The organism is Bradyrhizobium sp. dw_411 (assembly GCF_018449695.1).
Classification (GTDB): domain Bacteria; phylum Pseudomonadota; class Alphaproteobacteria; order Rhizobiales; family Xanthobacteraceae; genus Bradyrhizobium.
Map to the genome: position 1 here is coordinate 221,802 of NZ_JAAVUY010000010.1, position 17,391 is coordinate 239,192.

The window sequence follows — 17,391 nt, forward strand, 5'->3', positions numbered from 1 at the left end:
GGCGAGCGCCGCTATGCCGCACTCCGCGTGGGTTCGCCATGCCGCTCCATCGCGAATGCGACCGCGGCATCGGCATGCAGCAATGTCGAGTCGAACGCCGGCAATGCGAAATGCTGAGGACCAATCAGGAGGCCTATTTCCGTGCATCCGAGAATGACACTGTCGGCGCCGGCCGCTTGCGCAGTTGCAATGATCTCCAGATAACGCTGCCGGGAGGATTCTCGTACTACGCCGCAGCACAATTCGTTGAAGATGATGTCGTGCACGGCGGTCCGGTCCTCCGCGTCAGGCACCAGGGGAGCAAGCCCATGCCTGTCACGCAATCGCGAGAGGTAGAAATCCTGTTCCATCGTATAGCGCGTCGCGAGCAGCAACGGCCGGCGGTAGCCGGCGGAGGCCACGGCCTGCCCGGTGACATCCGTAATGTGCAGCAGCGGTATCGATATCGCGTCCTGCACGGTGTCGGCCAGCTTGTGCATGGTGTTGGTGCAGATCAACACGCAATCTGCGCCCGCGGTCTCGAGGTTGCGTGCCAGCGTGGCGAGAACCGTCCCGGCCTGATCCCAGGCATCGGCCTTCTGCAATTCGACGATGCTTTCGAAGTCGACGGAATGCATGATCACCTTGGCGGAACGCAAACCGCCGAGGCGATCGCGGACGTTCTCGTTGAGGCGCCGGTAGTAGACTGCGGTGCTTTCCCAGCTCATGCCGCCCAACAACCCGATCGTGCGCATGTCATTCGTCCTTGGTGGTGCGAGAGTGAGATGAATGTACCAGCTTCTTGCCACAAATCTAATGAAAATTGCTTCATATTCGTATTTTTGAGTTATATTTTGCGTATATATAGGAATATGAGGCATAAAAATCAGGCTTTGGTGGATTTTTGGGCGATGCATGTCTAAATTTGGGTGGAGATGTCCGAGGCTTTTTCCTCGGCGCCTGACGAGATTGGTATCGATTTTGTGCTACTCCAGCGCAGCGGCACGCAATGATTTAAGAGGACTGGATCCTTTCCGATGACTTCATCTCCGCGGCGATTGATCGTCGGATTAACCGGGGCTTCCGGCGCCATCTATGGCGTCAGGTTGTTGCGCCTGTTGCAGCCGACCGACATCGAAGCGCATCTCGTGATCAGCCGCTCGGCGCGGATCGCGCTGACGCAGGAGCTCGATATCAATATCGCAGAGGTAACGGCGCTGGCCGATGTCGTGCATCAGATCGACAATATCGGGGCATCCATTTCCAGCGGGTCGTTCCGGACGCTCGGCATGGTGGTTGCGCCCTGTTCGATGCGAAGCCTCTCCGAGATCGCCACCGGCGTGACCTCCTCGCTGCTGACGCGCGCGGCCGATGTCGTCCTCAAGGAACGGCGGCGGCTGGTGCTGATGGTGCGAGAAGCCCCGCTCCATCTCGGTCATCTGCGTTCGATGATGGCGGTCACCGAAATGGGCGCGATCGTCTATCCGCCGGTGCCGGCCTTCTATGCGCGCCCGGAAAGCCTGGAGCAGATGGTTGATCACACCCTGGGCCGGGTGCTCGACCTGTTTGAGATCGAGACTGCGGCGGTCAGTCGCTGGGGTGGATTGAATTCGATCAAGAATTCGGATTCATGACTCAGTCCCGCTCCGACGTTGAGGTTGAAAGCTGGGCCTTCGCCCTGCATCTCTACACCCAGCCCGGGATAGCCGATGCCTGCCTGAAACTGCAGGACGAGGCCGGTGTCGATGTCATGATGTCGCTCATGATCGTTTTCGCCGCGGCCCGGCATCGTGTGTTGCTGACGCCTTCCGAGATCAGGGAATTGGACGGTGCCTGCCAGCCCTGGCGCGAACAGATCGTGCATCCGCTGCGGGCTATCCGCACCCGGTTGAAGAGCGGACCATCGCCCGCGCCGGGCAGTGCGACAGAGCCGTTCAGATCGACAATCAAGGCCGCCGAGCTCGCCGCCGAGCGGCTGCAAAACCAACTGCTGGCGGAACGCTTGCCGCTGCGAGCGCCGGAGCGGGACAACGTCACGGCTGATGATTTGCGTTCGGTTCTCCGCAGCGTGGTGACGCTCGCGCTTGAAAAGCGCCCGGGCAAGTCACTTTCGGATCTGCTGCCGGCGATCGATCTGATCGTCGGCGCCGCGATGCAGGAAAGCTGACAAAAGCTGGCGTACCGGGGTTACGACTTGCCTTCCTTGGCATTCCGCGCCGCCGCTTCGCTGTTGATTGCGAACTGCAGCGGCAAGGCTGTCGTGAATTTGATCTGCTCCATCGCGAAGCTCGAACTGACATCGCCCAGCTCGATTTTCTCGATCAACCGTTTGTACACCGCGTCGTAGCCGGCGATATCAGGCACCACGGCACGCAGCAGGTAATCGACGTCGCCGCTCATGCGGTAGAACTCGACGATTTCCGGGATCGACATCACGATCGCGGAGAACTTCTTGACCCAGGCCGCGTTGTGCTGATTGGTGCGGATGGCGATGAAGACGGTGACGCCGACTTGCAGTTTCACCGGATCCAGCAAGGCGACGCGCTTGCGAATGACGCCTTCTTCCTCGAGTTTTTGGATACGACGCCAGCAGGGAGTCGGAGATAGCCCCACCTTTTCAGCGATTTCAGCCACCTTCAGTGTCGCATCCTCCTGCAGGATTTGCAGAAGCGTGAAGTCGAGATCGTCCATGCGTACCCCCGTCCCCCGAAACCTGATGTCAAAGATTTGGTAACACAAATGCAGAGTTTGACATATCAAGCCCGTCGTCGCGGGGATAAAAATTGCTAGGATAGTGAGGATTTTGCGATTCCATGCCTTCATTCTGTTCGTTCTGGAAATATGCCTTGATATGGCGCGCGGTCTCGGCAAAATACATTCAGCCCCCGGGGTAGGAAAGCTCAGGGGGTCTGAGGGCGGGTTGGTTTCGCGACGGGCAGAAAACCCGGTGTTGAAGTCATCCGGCAAAAGGGAAGAGCATGAGCTGTCTCGACGAGGTGCGGTGACGCTGCTAACTGCCGCCTAACGTCGGGCTTGAGGAATCGCATGCGTTTGCGCCGTTCAGGGCGCAGGCGCAACCAACAGGAACATAATATGTCAGAAACGATGAGAGCGCTGGTTCTGCGCCAGCATGGCGGGTTGGAAAATCTTTCGGTGGTCAAGGATCACCCCAAGCCGACAGCGAAGGCTGGGGCCGTCGTCATCCGCGTGCGCGCCTCGTCGTTCAATTATCATGACGTATTTACCGTGCAGGGGATGCCCGGCATCAAGGTGCCGCTGCCGGTCGTCATCGGTCTCGATATGGCAGGCGAGATCGTCGAAATCGGCGAGGGCGTTTCCGGCTGGAAGGTCGGGAGCCGTGTACTGGTCAATCCGCTGAACAAGAAAAAGGGCCTGATGGGCGAAATGCTCGACGGCGGCATGGCGGAATATTGCCTGGTCGAGGCCGATCAGCTCATCGCGATGCCCGATGGCGTCAGCTTCGAGGAAGCGGCGTCCCTGCCGGTGGCCTACGGTACCGCGCATCGCATGCTGATCACCCACAACACCATCCGCAAGGGCGACCGCGTCCTCATCCTCGGCGCCAGCGGCGGCGTCGGCACCGGCTGCGTGATCCTGAGCAAGCTGCTCGGCGCCGAAGTCATTGCCTGCGCCAGCAGTGCCGAGAAGATGGAAAAGCTCAAGGCGATGGGCGCCGATGAGGCGATCAATTACAAGGAAGTCGACTTCTCGAAATGGGCCATCGAAAAATATGGCAAGCCGCAGCGGCGCACCTATGAAGGTGGCGTTGATGTCGTGATCAATTTCACCGGCGGCGACACCTGGGTGCCGTCGCTGCGCTGTCTCAAGCGCGGCGGGAGCCTGCTGGTGTGCGGCGCCACCGCGGGGCATGATCCGAAGGAAGATCTGCGCTATGTCTGGAGCTTCGAGCTCAAGATAATCGGCTCGAACAGCTTTTATGAAGAAAATCTGACAGATCTGATGAAGATGATCGTCGAGAACAAGATCAAGCCTGTGATCGACGAGGTCCTGACGCTCGATCAGGCCGCGGAAGGTTTGCGTCTGATCAGGGATCGTGAAGTTATCGGCAAAGTTGTCGTGGTGCCGTGATCAATGAAGTAAGTTCATGGTACCGTCCTGCGAACCTATACTCTCTACAGAAGACGCGGACCAGGAAGAGGTGATTTGATGAGTGAAGTCCCCAGCGTCGAAGACGTCCAGAAGCTGATCTCGCGTGGTCCGTTTCATCAATGGCTTGGATTGAAAGTCGTCGCGGTCGGTAGCGGCACCATCGAGTTGACGGCGACCTCGCGAGAGGAATGGGTGGTCAATCCCGATCGCGGCTATATCCATGGAGGCATCCTGGCGACGCTGGTCGATCTCACCGCGGACTGGGCCATGGTCTCCAAAACCGGGCGCGGCGTTCCGACCATCGATCTTCGGGTCGACTATCATCGCGCGGCGATGCCTGGCGTGCTGACGGTGCGCGGCGAGATCGTGAATTTCGGCCGGCAGTTCTCGGTCGCGGAAGCCAAGGTGTTCGATCATGAGGGACGTCTTTTGGCCAGCGGGCGCGGAACCTATCTGACAGCTCCGCCGGCCTGATAGAGATTTCCGTGGTGTCCAAAGCTCCTGCGTTCATAAATCTGGGATCGCTGACCTCGACGGATCGCGATCTCGACAAGATCGCCATCATCGATCTGGGCACCGGAGAAGAGCGCCGTTTCAGCTACCGGGATTTCGAAGCGCAGGCCAATGCGGTGGCCCGGGCGCTCACGGCGCGTGGTCTCGTGCGCGGCGACCGGGTTGCTATCCTCTCGGCCAACCGCTTTGAATATCTCACGACCGTGCACGGCATCATGCGCGCCGGCTTCGTGGCGGTCCCGGTCAATTTCAAATTTCCGGCGGCTACGATCGACTACATCATTCATGACTCTGGCGCCAAGCTGGTGTTCTGCGATGTCCAGCGGTTCGACAACGCGCCAAAGGATTTGCCGCGCATTCGATTCGACGGCGACAACAGCGATTTCGCCAGCTTTATTCAGCCAGGGCCGTTCACCGCGCTGGTGGCGAAGCCCGGCGAATCCGCGATGTTTCTCTATACGTCGGGCTCGACCGGTCGTCCCAAGGGCGTCGTGCTTTCGCACCAAAGCCATATCTGGGTGGTCGAGCAGCGCATGGCCGCGCAGGATATGTCGCGCCACCGTTTTCTGGTCGCCGCACCGCTCTATCACATGAATGCGCTGGCCATGAGCCAGTTGGCGCATGCGGCCAGCGCGACGGTGATCCTGCTGCCGCAGTTCACCACACAGCTCTATTTGCACGCCATTGAGACCTATCATTGCACATGGCTCACGGCGGTGCCGCCGATGATCGCAATGATGCTGAACGACAAGGAAAGACTTGCTGCGACGGATCTTTCCAGCGTCGAGTTCCTGCGCATGGGATCGGCGCCCGTCAGCCACAGTCTGCTGGAAGCGATCCACCGCACGCTACCGTCTGCGGCTGTGACCAATGCGTACGGCACGACCGAGGCTGGTCCCGTCGTGTTCGGACCGCACCCCCAAAAATTGCCACAACCGGAAATGTCGGTCGGTTATCCCCACCCCAACGTGCAGCTGCGGCTGATCGGCGAGGATGGAAAGCCCGCCAACACCGGTGTGCTGGAGATGAAAAGCCCGGCGATCATGACCGGCTATCACAACCGCCCGGACATCAAGCCTCCCATCACGCCTGACGGATTCTATATCACCGGCGATGTGTTCCGCCGCGACGAGAACGATTTCTATTTCTTCGTCGGCCGAACCGACGATATGTTCGTCAGCGGTGGTGAAAACATCTTCCCGGGCGAAGTCGAGAAGATGCTGGAAACGCATCCCGACGTGATCCAGGCCTGCGTGGTGCCTGTCCCCGATGACATCAAGGGCACCAAGCCCGTGGCTTTCGTGGTCGCGCACATAGGCAGCGATCTCACGGAAAGCGCCTTGAAAGAATATGCCCTCAAAAATGCCCCCGCCTACCAGCATCCGCGCTCGATCTGGTTTGTCGATAGCCTTCCTCTGGCTTCGACCAACAAAGTTGATCGCAATGCCTTACGCGAATTGGCTGCCGAAAAGTTGATGAGCGGCAAGGCTCACGCGGCACAATCCTTGAATGAGAGCACGACGGCACGGAGATAGAGTCGAATGGACGAGACGTTCCGCGGGTTCCTCGATCAATTACGCCAGGCTGGCGAAATGGTCGATTTTCGTCAACCGATCGACATCCGTCACATCGCGACTCTGGTCGACCAGTCCGACAAGGCGTTGTTCTTCCACAAGGTCATTGGCTATGACATGCCGGTCGTCTCGGGCATTATCCGCACCCGCGAACGCGCCATGATGTCGATGGGCGCAACCGAATACCTGCAGATCGAAGAGCGGCTGAAAAAGGGACTCAACAATCCAATTCCGCCCGAGCGCGTCGCGAGTTCGCCGACCCGCGAGCTCGTCATGAAAGGCGATGACGTCGATCTGTACAAACTGCCGATCCCGATGTCCTCGATTTATGACGGCGGTCCAATGATTACCGCCGGGGTCGTCATTGCCAGGGATCCCGAATACGGGATGAACACCGGTATCTATCGCTTCATGGTCAAGGAAAAGAACCTGACCGGCATCGATATCGTGACGCCCAACAACATGCGGCTGTTCGTGCAGCGTGCCCTGGAAGCAAAACGTCCTTTGCCGATTTCGATCAGCATCGGCACACATCCGATCGAACTGCTCGGCGCGGGTTTCAAGGCGCCGCTCGGTACCGACGAGATGGCGATCGCTGGGGGCATTCGCGGACGGCCGGTCCAACTGGCCGCCTGCGAGACCGTCGATGTTCCCTATCTGGCGGATGCTGAAATCGTGCTGGAAGCGGAGGTGTTGCCGACAGGCTGGACCCAGCCGGAAGGCCGTTTCGGCGAATTCACCTGGCTGATGGGTGGCCTGCACTGGAATCCTATCGTGCGGGTGAAAGCCGTGTCGATGCGCCGCGATGCGGTCTATTACTCGCTGCATATGCCTTGGGAGAACACTTGGCTGATGGCGCCGACGCGTTATGCCGCGATCCGGCAGGCGTTGCGCACCGCGAGCGTCGTGGTCAAGGACATCAACATGACGATGGGCGGCGTCACGTTCTGGCATGCGGTGATCTCGATCAAGAAGCAGGCCGGCGATGGCAAGAACGCGCTATTGGCCGCGTTGTCGGTGATGGACATCAAGCATGTTGTCGTCGTCGATGACGATATCGACGTGTTTAATCCCGTCGAAGTCGAATGGGCGATCGCGACCCGCGTCCAGGGCGACCGCGACATCATGATTGTCAGCAATGCGCGAGGCAAACCTCTGGACCCCAGCCTCGCGCCGACGCCGCACGGTATCGTGCCGACCACCGCCAAGGTGGGTATCGACGCAACCATCGCCGAGGGAATTCCCAAGGAGCGCTACGAGCGCATCACCTACGCCTACGCCGACACGGCCAAGATATCGGACTACGTTGGCGGCAAGGCCGACCTTGAGGCCAAGAAGGCATCTTCTGATGTGATCGCCAAATTGGCGGAAGAGATCGCCGCCGTCATCGAGAAGACGCCGCTGTATTTCACTGATGTCGCCGAGCGCTTCTCGAACTATGAGTTCAACGCGGTGGCCCGGGCGATCGGTCTTCTGCATGAAAAGGAAAGATTATGGCAGGACCCCAAAGGCTGCCTCTGCCTTCGCAATTCAGCCTTCGCCGCCAAGTTACCGAACTGATGCTGGTGCGGGCATGAACGGATTAAGGACACGATTGAATTTCCGTCTGGTCGCCGTCGCGTTTTGCGTAGGGAGTATGATGGCGGCGTTCACCGCAACGTCGCGTGCGGAGACGTCGCTTCGCATTGCCTCGGCCCAGGTGTCGATTGCGTCGATCCCCGTGGTGGTCGCGATCCAGCAAAAGCTGTTTCAGGCGGAAGGGATCAGCGCCGAGATCGTCGATTTCGACGGAGGCGGGCCGGCGGTGCAGGCGTTGGCGGGCGGCGGCGTCGATCTGTGCATCTGTGCCGGCGATCATGCGCTGAGGCTGGCCAGTCGCGGATTGGGGGGCGCGGTTCTGGTCGCCCTGCTCGACAAGCATCCTTATTCGCTGCTGGCGCCGGTCGCCTCCCCCGCAACCGATCTGAAAAGCCTGCGCGGCAAGCCGGTCGGAATCACGTCGCCCGGCAGCCTCACCGACAACACGCTTCGCTTCATGATCCGCAAGGCCGGCTTCAATCCGGACAGCGATTACGAGATTATCGCCGCGGGAACCGGCGGGTCGATGCGTGCCGCGCTCGACACCGGCTCCGTCGCCGCCGGCATGTTCACGACGCCCGATGTCCAGGCCTACATGGCCACCGGAAAATACAAATTCGTCGCGGATTTCCGCGACCTCGATTACATGGCGCTCGATCTCGTTGTCGTTGGTAGCTGGTTGAAAGCGAACGATGCCACCGCGCATGCGGTGGCGCGCGCCGTGGTCAAGGCCGAGAAGTTGATCCAGACCGATCAGGCCGTTGTGCAGGCTGCGGTTCACGAGCGGTTTCCCACGCTGTCGCCGGATCTCGTCGTGACCGTTGCCAAGGACGCAGCCGCGCGCAGCCTGTCGCATGACGGGCACGCGCAAGAGGCCGGATTCAAGACCGCGCTGGAGATGTTGCGGGTCGCAGACCCCACCGTGAAGGAAGTCACCTACCAGGACGTCGTCGCGCTGCGCTATCTGCCCTGAACCGAATGACCTCATGACCGATCCCGTCATTGCCGAAGAAATTCTCGCCCCGAGCGGTCCGGCGCGCGACGGCATCGACGTTTCGGCCCTGGTCTGGCGTTTGGTGCTGGTCATCGGATTATTGCTGATCTGGGAATTTTCTGCCGGCAATCTATTCAACGAATTCTGGAGCAGCCGGCCAAGCCTGATTGGCGAACGGCTATTCGCGCTGTTCAAAAGCGGCGAGATATGGCGGCATGTCAGCACCACGGTCTCGGAAGCCTTGCTCGGGCTTTTCCTCGGCGCGATCGTCGGCACGCCGATCGGTATCGCGCTGGCGCATTACCGGCGTGCCGCCAAGATCGTCGATCCCTTCGTGATGGGCCTTTATGGCCTGCCGCGCGTCGCGCTGGCGCCGATGTTCATCCTGTGGTTCGGCATCAGTCTTTTCGCGAAGGTGATGATGTCGTTCTCCATGGTGGTGTTCGTCTTCATCCTCAATGTCACCGAAGGTATCAGGACCATCGATCCCGATATGATCGACCTGATGCGCACCATGCGCGCGCCGCGGTCCTACATCCTGCGCAAGGTGACGATACCCTCCATTGTGCCCTGGCTGATCGCGTCCTTTCGCATCGGGATCGGGCTGTCGCTAGTCGGTGCGGTCGTCGGCGAATTGATCGGCGCCAATCGCGGCCTTGGCTGGTACGTGGTGCGGGCCGGCGGCCAGCTCGATACAACAGGCGTATTCGCCGGTCTGTTTCTACTGATGCTGCTCGCGATGATCGCCAACCAGATCATCTTCATGATCGAACAAAGGGCGCTGCATTGGCGCCACGAAACCAGATGACGGTCGCGACCGAAGCTCCCCGTATTCTGCTCGATAATGTCTCGGTGTCCTACGAGACCCCGCGCGGCCGCCTGCCGGTCGTCGATCGTGTCAGTCTTGCGGTGGACAAGGCTGAATTCGTGGTCCTCGTGGGCCCCAGTGGTTCCGGCAAGTCGACAATCCTGCGCGCGATCGCGGGCCTCAATGCCGTCGAAAGCGGAAGCATCACCGTCGACGGCAAAACGGTCGATGGGCCGCCCGAGCATATCGGCTTCATGTTCCAGAAAGACACGCTGCTGCCCTGGCAGACGGTGCGTGAAAATATCGAGGTCGGTCTCGCGCTGGCGGGTGTATCGCCCTCGCAATGGAAACAGCGCATTGCCGATTTGTTGGCGCTATTGCGCCTTTCCGAGTTTCGCGACGCCTATCCAGCGCAACTCTCCGGCGGCATGCGTCACCGTGTATCGCTCGGCCGCATGCTGGCCTATCAGCCCGCGGTGATGCTGATGGATGAACCGTTTGGCGCACTCGATTTCCAGACCAAGGCGGTGATGGGGCGCGAACTCCTGCGCATTTGGGAAGCGGAACGGCGCAGCATCCTGTTCGTCACCCATGATATTGAAGAGGCGGTTGCGCTGGCCGACCGGGTGCTGGTGTTTTCGCCGCGGCCGGCCCGCATCGTCGCGGAGCATCAGATCGACCTGCCGCGTCCGCGAAACCTGCGTGCGCTGCGTGGCAGCCCGGATTTCAGCGCGTATACGCGTGCGATCTGGGAGGCGCTTGGTGACACAGACTGAGTTACCGGTCGCTTTGAAACTCGAACAGCGTGTTGAGAAACGGCGCCAGCAAAGTCAGCGAATGCTCGCCCGTTGCCGAACGCAACTCGGGAAGAGGGACGGCGCGATCCCGGATGCGGCCGATGTCATCCGTTTTGAGTACGATTGCACCGAAGAAACTATTGCGACCGTCGGCCTCGACGCAAAGCGCGCCGTAGCGTTCGCGATACCTCGTGGGCGACATCAGCGTGATACGAAACGCATCAGCCAGATCCATGGTCCAGACGTCGTTCTCGCGTTGTTTCGTCGGAGCCTGCCCAGCCTTGGCATATAGCGCTGCGTCGGTCTCGATCGCGTTGGTCACGACCACCAGCTCCCTGAGCCCACTGCAGCCATTGGCGTGCGCCATCCATTCGCGGCGCCACACCAGTTCCGGCGTGTAGTGCTGGCAGTAATAGACCCGGCCCGCCGCAAAAAGCTCCGGGGCCGTCCGGGTGGTCCGGAATCGGACGAGTTGCTCGATACCGTCGATGATGGCCGGACGCGAAAAATCCTGCGGCGGAAGCATCGCAAGTCCGCTGTCGCGCAACGGGCCGATAATGGCGTCTACTTCCCTGGCCTGAAACACCAGCCCATTGAGGCCAAGCGGGCTTTCGAGGACGTCGCGGCGCAGGACGTCCGTTCCCAAGGGCAAGCCGACCAGTTCCAGATAGCCGCCTTCGAAAACCATCAGATGGTTGATCGAACCCAGCGAATGATAGCCCCGGGGCGTCACCGTGAAGCCGAGCTGTTCCATCAGCGCGGCGGCGCGCTCCATGTCGAACAGCGTATTGATCACGATATGGTCGAGCGGAAACGCCATGGGAACCGAACCTCGCGAAAGTCCGGCGTTATTACTCCTTCGAGGAGAGCACGACGGACAACAAGGTCGAGGCATAGCGGGCAGCGGCGTCCGGGTCCATATGCGGTGCGACCGCGAGATATTCCTTTACCGCGGCAATTGCCGGCCGGCTGCGGTCCGTCAACTTGGCCAGCGTGGCTGCGACCGCGGCGTCAAGCTTGTCCGCGGGGACGACTTCGCTGAGAAAGCCCAATTCCAGCGCTTCAGCGGCTCCGATTTTTGTCCTTGTGTAGACGAGGTGCATCAGGCGCTTGGGTGGCACCTTGCCGAGTACGGCCGAGATGGCGAGTGTCGGCGGCAAGTTCGTGTCCATTTCCGGCAGAGAAAATTGCGTGCCTTCGGCCGCGATCGACAGGTCGCATTGGCCGACCATGGCGCAGCCGAATCCCCGCGCCTCGCCCTGCACAACCGCGATAACCGGGACCGGCGTTGCGCGGATATCGGCGTAAAGGTCCAGAATGGGTTGCGTGACGCCGGTGCGCATTGCCAGCGCGTTCTTTGGTTTCGCCGAAGCGGGACCTGGGTCTCTGCCAAGACAAAAGTGCTCGCCTTGCGCACGAATGATGACGGCTTTGACGGCCGGATCGGCGCCGCACTCGCGGATGGCCTGTCCCAGCGCGGAGACATCTTCGGTCATCAGGCGGTTGCCTTGCTCCGGGCGGCTCAATGTTATGGTTGCGGTGAAGCCGGCTTCGTCGCGTGTCACGAAAAACGGGGCGGTTTCCATCGTCGTCCTTTCAGAAGATATGGCTTGAATTGAAATGCTGCCGGCCAATCGTGGGCTTAGCCCTTGATGGTGTTGCGCACGCCATCGAACAGGACCTTCAGTCCCGAGATTGGTTTCGCAGAATCTTGCGCTTCATCATCACCGGATTCGATCTGGGCCGCGAAGTTGCGGGCAAACTCGTTCATGATCACCTGAGCGGTATTCTGGATTAAGGCCGCTCCCCGCCCATATTGCGCGATCGAACCGGCCAATTGAACATCGGTATCCACCAGCACGCGGGTGCCTTCAGGCGCACTCGCAAGCGAGAACACCACGTTCGCCTGTGCGGTTCCTCGCGCCTTGGTTTCGGAGCCGCTCGCTTCCGCCATCACGCGATGGTTCGCCTCATCGACTTCCTTGTAGATCAGCTTGCCCTTGAAGTTGAGAAGCACGGGGCCAAGCCGGACCGAGATCGTGCCGACATAGGCGCCATCCTCGCCTTGCTCCAGCAACTGTGCGCCAGGGGCGCAGCGCGCCATGCGCGGAACATCATTTAGCTTCGCCCATGCCTCTGCCGGCTGAACGGGGACAGTAAACTCGTTATGAATCTTCATGATGGATCCTTTTTACGCAACGCTCCGAAGCTATGCGGCGTGCTCGCCATATGCGCCGGCCCGTTCGAGGGCCCGCACGATGCGATCGGGCATCAGCGGCGTTTCGGTGAAACGGACTGCGAAGGGTGACAACGCATTCTCGATTGCCGCGATAATGGCCGCGGCGGCGGGGATGGTTCCGCCCTCGCCAGCGCCCTTGACGCCAATCGGATTGAGCGGCGAGGGGGTTTCGACATGCGCGATGGCGCAGATCGGAACATCAGTTGCCATCGGCAGCAGATAGTCGGCGAAGGTGGTGGTCAGCGGCTGCGCGTTCTCGTCATATTGCATCCATTCGAGCAAAGCGTTGCCGATGCCGTGAGCGACGCCGCCCTGCACCTGCCCATCGACGATCAGCGGGTTGATGACATTGCCGCAATCGTGGCCAACTGAGTAGTTGAGGATTTTGACGGCGCCGGTGCCGATGTCCACTTCAACTTCCACCACATGCGTTCCGCTGCAATAGGCGGCCTGCGGCGGCGCGAAGTAGGCGGTATGTTCCAGGCCTACGGGCTGGTCGGATTCCATGGAAAATCCAGGCATGCCTTGCGCCGCACGCGCCAGTTCGCCGAACGAGACGGTCGGACGATTGCCGCCGCGCCCGATCGCTTTTCCATCTTCGAGATCAATTTCGCTTTCAGGCAAACCAAGCGTTCGCGCCGCCAGCTTCATGATCGAAGCCCGCACATGGGTGCCCGCGATGGACGCCGAGGAGCCGGCGTTGACCGCGAGCCGGCTCGCGAACGCGCCGACGCCGTTGGCGATACCGGCGGTGTCGCCGATCGTGACGGTCACATCTTCGATTCGGCAGCCGACCTGATCGGAGACGATTTGGGCCAGTGTGGTTCGCGTGCCCTGTCCCTGGCTGGTCGCACCCGAGGTAACCCGGACCTTGCCGCTCGGTAAAACGCGCACCGTGACGCCTTCGAACGGACCGAGACCAGTGCCTTCGACATAGGAAGCCAGGCCGATGCCGATGAAGCGGCCGTTGGCTGTCGCTTCGGCCTGCCGCCTCGGAAAGTCCGCATAGCGGGCGAGTTCCAGCGCGGCGTCATGCCCGCGGGGATAATCGCCGCTGTCATAGATCAGCGGCTTTCCGTCGCGGAAAATCAGGCCGACGGAATAGGGCATCTGTTCGGGACGGATATAGTTGCGGCGGCGCAGATCGGCTGGATCGAGTTTCAGTTCATGCGCGACCCTGTCCATCAGCCGTTCCATCGCGAAAACGGCTTGCGGCCGGCCGGCGCCGCGAACCGGCGTCGTGGCTACTTTATTCGTGAATGCGACGGTGCATGCGAGATGATAGGACGGAACGACATAGGGACCCGGCATCGTGGCGCCCGCGATATAGGGCATGATGATGCCCCACGGGACGAATGCGCCGGTGTCATGCAGCATGTCTCCGCGCACGCCGAGAATCATGCCGTCATTGTCCACCGCGATCTCGACGTTCCAGTATTGGTCGCGCTCCTGCGTGGCGCACAGAAAATGTTCGCGCCGGTCCTCGATAAATTTGACGGGCCGGCCGAGCGCACGGGCGGCGTGTGCGACGACTGCGTCTTCCGGATAAAAGATCGCCTTGGGTCCGAAGCCGCCGCCGACATCGGGGGCGATGATGCGAATGCTCTCCAGGTCAACTTCGAGGATTTCGGCGAGCATCCGCCGCGCGATGTGCGGTGTCTGGGTGGAAGACCACAGCGTGAGAGCATCGGTCATGACATCGGGTTGCGCGAGTACGCCGCGCGTTTCCATGGCCATCCCGCCGCCGCGGTGCTGCCAGAGCTCTTCGCGAAACACATGCGGTGCCGATGCAAACGCCGCTTCGACATCGCCGTATTTCATGACGAATTCGGAGACGATGTTGCTGTCGAGATCGGCATGCGCGCGGGGGGCGCCCTGGGCGAGGGCCGAACGGACGTCGCTCACCGCCCCAAGTACTTCATAGTCGACTTCGATCGCGGCCAGCGCGTCCTCAGCCAGATAGCGGCTGTCGGCCACGACGATCGCGAGCGCCTGCCCGACATAGCAGACTTCCTCCACGGCCAGGCTGTGTTGGGTGCGCAGCGTCGACATTGTTGAATTGGGAAGCAGCAACGGCATTCGCTGCTTGCGCATCTGCTCAGGCAGATCGTCTGCCGTCAAAACGGCGTGAACGCCCTCGCAGCGCAGTGCTGCGGAAGTGTCGATCGACTTGATCCGTGCGTGCCCATGCGGGCTGCGCAGGAATGCCGCATGCAACGTTTCTGGAAGATGGATATCGTCGACGTAGCGGCCCTTGCCCGAGACGAGGGCTACGTCCTCGAAGCGGCTGACGCGGGCTCCGAAATTCTTCACTCCCATCACGCAGCTCCCTTGATGTTCTTGAGCTGCTCTGCCGTTGCCAGCGCCGCGCGCACCGGGCCGGCGTAGCCGGTACATCTACAGAGGTGCCCGGTGAGGGTTTCGCGCACTTCCTGCTCGGTAGGATCGGGATTGTCCGACAAGAGTTCGGTCAAACTCATGAGAATCCCGGAGGTACAGAATCCGCATTGCAGGCCGTGGTGATCCTGAAAGGCCTGCTGGAGAGGGTTGAGACCTCCGGCAACGCTCAATCCCTCGACCGTCGTCAGCGTGCGGCCATTCATCTGGACCGCGAATGTCAGACAGGATCGGCCGGTACGACCATCGATCAGCACGGTGCAGGCCCCGCAGACTCCGTGTTCGCAGCCAAGGTGCGTCCCGGTGAGCCCGATTTCATGCCGAAGGAAATCGGCCAGCGTCATTCGCGCTTCGACATCGCGCGTGTACGTCTTGCCGTTGATATTGACGGAAATCGAATGGGTTTTCGTCACGCCAGTTCTCTCTTTTTTGTCTTCATTCGCGACCACGCCTCATGCAGGGCGCGTGTCGTCAGAATGCGGGCAAGATGCCGCCGGTAGGTCGCGTCGGCATGGATATCCGCGGTGGCTTCGATATCTGCCGCCAGATTGGCCGCGCGCGCGATCACGCTGTCGTCCAGACGTTGCCCCACCAGCGCGGCTTCCGCTTCATCGCGCCGGATGGGACGGTCGATGGCGCCGCAAAGCGCCACAGCCGCGCGTTCGATGACGCCATCGGGGTTCGCATCGAGCAGCACTGCAACGCCGACCACGGCAAAATCTCCGTGCCGCCGCGCATATTCGTGGAATGAATAGCCGTGCCCCTCGCGCCAGGGCCGGATGTGAACCGCGAGCAGGATCTCGTCATATCCCAGCGCGGTCGTCATGAAGCCGGCGCTGAATTCGCGCATCGGAACGATGCGCGTCCCGTTGGGTCCGGCGATTTCGATCTCGGCATCAAGCGCAAGGCAGGCGGTCGGCAACTCGGCGGCCGGGTCCGCATGCGCCAAACTGCCGCCGAGGGTTCCCCGGTTGCGGGTCTGCCGGTGTCCGACATGGGCCAGAGCCGCCTTGATGAGCGGAATTTTGTTGGCGAGGGGATCCGAAAATTCGAGTTCGCGCTGACGCGTCATCGCGCCGATCCGCAGCGCTTGAGCATCGAAATGCAATCCCGACAGGCCGGCGATATTTCCGAGATCAATCAGATGATCCGGCATGGCGTAGCGAAAGTTCATCATCGCCACGAGGGATTGGCCGCCCGCGATAATCTTTGCGTTATCGAGGGTCGAGATCATCGCGACGGCTTCATCGAGACTCGTCGGCGCATGGTATTCAAACGGCGCGGGCTTCATTGCCGGCCTGCCATTCGGTCCACGGATGTGGGCATCGAGACCTCCCAATCTCATTTTCGAAGACGGCTGTGCTCTAGCCGAGCGCGCCCGAGTTGATACTCAGGTCGCGGTTTAAGCGTTCTCTTGTGAAGAACGCGTGTTCCGTCCAAAGCCTATCTGGTCCGCTCGCCATGTCAACCGCTGCAATCATCTTTGGTTTCAGTTGACGAGAGGCCATTACCATGTTCCATTAAAGAACAAGTGTTTCGTTGTAGAGAACGCATGGACAGGAATCCGATAACCAAGGTACTGCGCGCCCTAAGCCGGCTGATCCAGGAGCCGTCCGGTTTGATCGGCGTGCGGGAGATGGCGGCGGGGATGGGTGTATCGCCCAGCAGTGCCCACCGACTCCTGACCGCGCTGGCGGACGAAGGGTTCGTTCGGCAGGATGCCGCGTCCTCGAAATATCTTTTGGGCGTGGAATTCTATCGCCTCGCCAATATCGCGGCGGCGAAGGCGCCGATTCGTCAGGCGGCGCTAAAGCACATGCAGCGTCTGGTCGATGCCTGTAACGAGACCGCGCTGCTCGGCATCTACGACGACCTTAAGCAGGAAATGATCTTTGCCGCGCGGGTGGAGTCCAAGCATTCCCTGCGCTATGCGGTTGATCTCAATCAGTGGATACCGGTTTATGCCGGCGCCAGCGGACTGGCCATCATGGCCTTTCTTTCCGACAGCGAGATTGAATCGATCATTGCCCGCACCCGGCTCATGCCGTTGACCGACTTGTCGATCACGGAGCCCTACCGCCTTCAGATGGAATTGCAGAAGATCAGGGCGCGTGGTGCGGCCGTTTCGCGCGGTCATCGCGTGCAAGGCGCCGTTGGCCTTGCCGCGCCCATTTTTGGGCCGAGCGGCAAAGTGGTCGGCGACGTTTGCCTTACCATTCCGGAGCAACGCTTCGATGCGATGGCGGAAGATCATATCCTTGATCTTTTGCGGGCGTGCGCCCTGTCCATCACTGAGGAAATAGGCGGCCGCATCACAGACAAGCAGGCGGCCTGAAACTCACCGGCAAGTGAGAACCACACGGTTTTTATAAACGAAAGCG

The 17,391-nt window shown here is 60.6% G+C and carries 18 protein-coding genes; 10 read left to right on the forward strand and 8 right to left on the reverse strand.

Annotation, left to right across the window (positions count from 1 at the left end; all coding sequences use genetic code 11):
- Window positions 1-11: 11 nt before the first annotated feature.
- Window positions 12-734 carry an aspartate/glutamate racemase family protein gene (locus HB676_RS19060; RefSeq protein WP_213739436.1) on the reverse strand — a complete coding sequence of 241 codons (723 nt, stop codon included), beginning with the start codon at window positions 732-734 and terminating at the stop codon, window positions 12-14.
- A gap of 282 nt (window positions 735-1,016) precedes the next feature.
- Between HB676_RS19060 and HB676_RS19065 the strand changes: the two genes are divergently transcribed.
- The gene (locus HB676_RS19065; protein WP_213739437.1) at window positions 1,017-1,613 is read left to right on the forward strand and encodes a UbiX family flavin prenyltransferase; all 597 of its coding nucleotides are present in this window, start codon (window positions 1,017-1,019) and stop codon (window positions 1,611-1,613) included.
- Entirely contained in the window at window positions 1,610-2,146 is a 537-nt protein-coding gene (locus HB676_RS19070) for a TIGR02444 family protein (protein ID WP_213739439.1), read from the forward strand. The genes HB676_RS19065 and HB676_RS19070 overlap by 4 nt, the downstream gene beginning before the upstream one ends.
- 20 nt (window positions 2,147-2,166) lie before the next feature.
- Here the strand turns inward: HB676_RS19070 and HB676_RS19075 are convergent, their stop codons facing one another.
- Window positions 2,167-2,670, reverse strand: a complete 504-nt coding sequence (locus HB676_RS19075) for an Lrp/AsnC family transcriptional regulator (protein ID WP_213739440.1) — start codon at window positions 2,668-2,670, stop codon at window positions 2,167-2,169.
- A gap of 402 nt (window positions 2,671-3,072) precedes the next feature.
- Here HB676_RS19075 and HB676_RS19080 point away from each other — a divergent pair, with 402 nt between their 5' ends.
- The 7 genes from HB676_RS19080 to HB676_RS19110 all read left to right on the forward strand — a co-directional run bounded on the left by HB676_RS19080 (window position 3,073) and on the right by HB676_RS19110 (window position 10,353).
- The gene (locus HB676_RS19080) at window positions 3,073-4,089 is read left to right on the forward strand and encodes a zinc-binding dehydrogenase (RefSeq protein WP_249780329.1); all 1,017 of its coding nucleotides are present in this window, start codon (window positions 3,073-3,075) and stop codon (window positions 4,087-4,089) included.
- Between the two features lie 78 nt (window positions 4,090-4,167).
- A complete protein-coding gene (locus HB676_RS19085) occupies window positions 4,168-4,584 on the forward strand; it encodes a PaaI family thioesterase (protein WP_213739441.1) in 417 nt (138 codons plus the stop codon).
- Window positions 4,585-4,598: 14 nt separating this feature from the next.
- Entirely contained in the window at window positions 4,599-6,158 is a 1,560-nt protein-coding gene (locus tag HB676_RS19090; protein ID WP_213739443.1) for an AMP-binding protein, read from the forward strand.
- A 6-nt stretch (window positions 6,159-6,164) separates the two neighbouring features.
- Window positions 6,165-7,757: a UbiD family decarboxylase gene (locus HB676_RS19095; RefSeq protein ID WP_213739444.1), complete on the forward strand. Its 1,593-nt coding sequence runs from the start codon at window positions 6,165-6,167 to the stop codon at window positions 7,755-7,757.
- 79 nt (window positions 7,758-7,836) lie between these two features.
- Window positions 7,837-8,748 (forward strand): ABC transporter substrate-binding protein, encoded by a 912-nt coding sequence (locus tag HB676_RS19100; protein WP_213739446.1) that lies wholly within the window; start codon window positions 7,837-7,839, stop codon window positions 8,746-8,748.
- Window positions 8,749-8,761: 13 nt separating this feature from the next.
- Window positions 8,762-9,577 carry an ABC transporter permease gene (locus HB676_RS19105; RefSeq protein WP_213739447.1) on the forward strand — a complete coding sequence of 272 codons (816 nt, stop codon included), beginning with the start codon at window positions 8,762-8,764 and terminating at the stop codon, window positions 9,575-9,577.
- Window positions 9,574-10,353 carry an ABC transporter ATP-binding protein gene (locus tag HB676_RS19110; protein WP_213739448.1) on the forward strand — a complete coding sequence of 260 codons (780 nt, stop codon included), beginning with the start codon at window positions 9,574-9,576 and terminating at the stop codon, window positions 10,351-10,353. The genes HB676_RS19105 and HB676_RS19110 overlap by 4 nt, the downstream gene beginning before the upstream one ends.
- A 1-nt stretch (window position 10,354) precedes the next feature.
- Here the strand turns inward: HB676_RS19110 and HB676_RS19115 are convergent, their stop codons facing one another.
- From HB676_RS19115 to HB676_RS19140, 6 genes are read right to left on the reverse strand one after another with little or no spacing between them, the layout of a single operon-like run.
- Window positions 10,355-11,194, reverse strand: coding sequence for a VOC family protein (locus HB676_RS19115; RefSeq protein ID WP_213739450.1), 840 nt, complete (start codon window positions 11,192-11,194; stop codon window positions 10,355-10,357).
- A gap of 31 nt (window positions 11,195-11,225) precedes the next feature.
- A complete protein-coding gene (locus HB676_RS19120; RefSeq protein ID WP_213739451.1) occupies window positions 11,226-11,960 on the reverse strand; it encodes an enoyl-CoA hydratase/isomerase family protein in 735 nt (244 codons plus the stop codon).
- A 56-nt stretch (window positions 11,961-12,016) separates the two neighbouring features.
- A complete protein-coding gene (locus HB676_RS19125) occupies window positions 12,017-12,553 on the reverse strand; it encodes an SRPBCC family protein (RefSeq protein ID WP_213739453.1) in 537 nt (178 codons plus the stop codon).
- A 30-nt stretch (window positions 12,554-12,583) separates the two neighbouring features.
- Window positions 12,584-14,932, reverse strand: a complete 2,349-nt coding sequence (locus HB676_RS19130) for a xanthine dehydrogenase family protein molybdopterin-binding subunit (protein ID WP_213739454.1) — start codon at window positions 14,930-14,932, stop codon at window positions 12,584-12,586.
- The gene (locus HB676_RS19135; protein ID WP_346347378.1) at window positions 14,932-15,423 is read right to left on the reverse strand and encodes a (2Fe-2S)-binding protein; all 492 of its coding nucleotides are present in this window, start codon (window positions 15,421-15,423) and stop codon (window positions 14,932-14,934) included. Before HB676_RS19135 ends, HB676_RS19130 begins: the two co-directional genes overlap by 1 nt.
- Complete coding sequence (locus HB676_RS19140; protein WP_213739455.1) at window positions 15,420-16,301, reverse strand: xanthine dehydrogenase family protein subunit M; 882 nt, start codon at window positions 16,299-16,301, stop codon at window positions 15,420-15,422. The genes HB676_RS19135 and HB676_RS19140 overlap by 4 nt, the downstream gene beginning before the upstream one ends.
- A gap of 261 nt (window positions 16,302-16,562) precedes the next feature.
- Here HB676_RS19140 and HB676_RS19145 point away from each other — a divergent pair, with 261 nt between their 5' ends.
- Window positions 16,563-17,345, forward strand: a complete 783-nt coding sequence (locus HB676_RS19145; RefSeq protein ID WP_213739457.1) for an IclR family transcriptional regulator — start codon at window positions 16,563-16,565, stop codon at window positions 17,343-17,345.
- The last annotated feature ends 46 nt before the right edge of the window (window positions 17,346-17,391 follow it).

Excerpts from the sequence above, each read along its gene's own strand:
- HB676_RS19060 (WP_213739436.1), bottom strand. The coding sequence starts at position 734 with ATGCGCACGATCGGGTTGTTGGGCGGCATGAGCTGGGAAAGCACCGCA.
- HB676_RS19065 (WP_213739437.1), top strand. The coding sequence starts at position 1,017 with ATGACTTCATCTCCGCGGCGATTGATCGTCGGATTAACCGGGGCTTCC.
- HB676_RS19070 (WP_213739439.1), top strand. The coding sequence starts at position 1,610 with ATGACTCAGTCCCGCTCCGACGTTGAGGTTGAAAGCTGGGCCTTCGCC.
- HB676_RS19075 (WP_213739440.1), bottom strand. The coding sequence starts at position 2,670 with ATGGACGATCTCGACTTCACGCTTCTGCAAATCCTGCAGGAGGATGCG.
- HB676_RS19080 (WP_249780329.1), top strand. The coding sequence starts at position 3,073 with ATGTCAGAAACGATGAGAGCGCTGGTTCTGCGCCAGCATGGCGGGTTG.
- HB676_RS19085 (WP_213739441.1), top strand. The coding sequence starts at position 4,168 with ATGAGTGAAGTCCCCAGCGTCGAAGACGTCCAGAAGCTGATCTCGCGT.
- HB676_RS19095 (WP_213739444.1), top strand. The coding sequence starts at position 6,165 with ATGGACGAGACGTTCCGCGGGTTCCTCGATCAATTACGCCAGGCTGGC.
- HB676_RS19100 (WP_213739446.1), top strand. The coding sequence starts at position 7,837 with ATGGCGGCGTTCACCGCAACGTCGCGTGCGGAGACGTCGCTTCGCATT.
- HB676_RS19105 (WP_213739447.1), top strand. The coding sequence starts at position 8,762 with ATGACCGATCCCGTCATTGCCGAAGAAATTCTCGCCCCGAGCGGTCCG.
- HB676_RS19110 (WP_213739448.1), top strand. The coding sequence starts at position 9,574 with ATGACGGTCGCGACCGAAGCTCCCCGTATTCTGCTCGATAATGTCTCG.
- HB676_RS19115 (WP_213739450.1), bottom strand. The coding sequence starts at position 11,194 with ATGGCGTTTCCGCTCGACCATATCGTGATCAATACGCTGTTCGACATG.
- HB676_RS19120 (WP_213739451.1), bottom strand. The coding sequence starts at position 11,960 with ATGGAAACCGCCCCGTTTTTCGTGACACGCGACGAAGCCGGCTTCACC.
- HB676_RS19125 (WP_213739453.1), bottom strand. The coding sequence starts at position 12,553 with ATGAAGATTCATAACGAGTTTACTGTCCCCGTTCAGCCGGCAGAGGCA.
- HB676_RS19130 (WP_213739454.1), bottom strand. The coding sequence starts at position 14,932 with ATGGGAGTGAAGAATTTCGGAGCCCGCGTCAGCCGCTTCGAGGACGTA.
- HB676_RS19140 (WP_213739455.1), bottom strand. The coding sequence starts at position 16,301 with ATGAAGCCCGCGCCGTTTGAATACCATGCGCCGACGAGTCTCGATGAA.
- HB676_RS19145 (WP_213739457.1), top strand. The coding sequence starts at position 16,563 with ATGGACAGGAATCCGATAACCAAGGTACTGCGCGCCCTAAGCCGGCTG.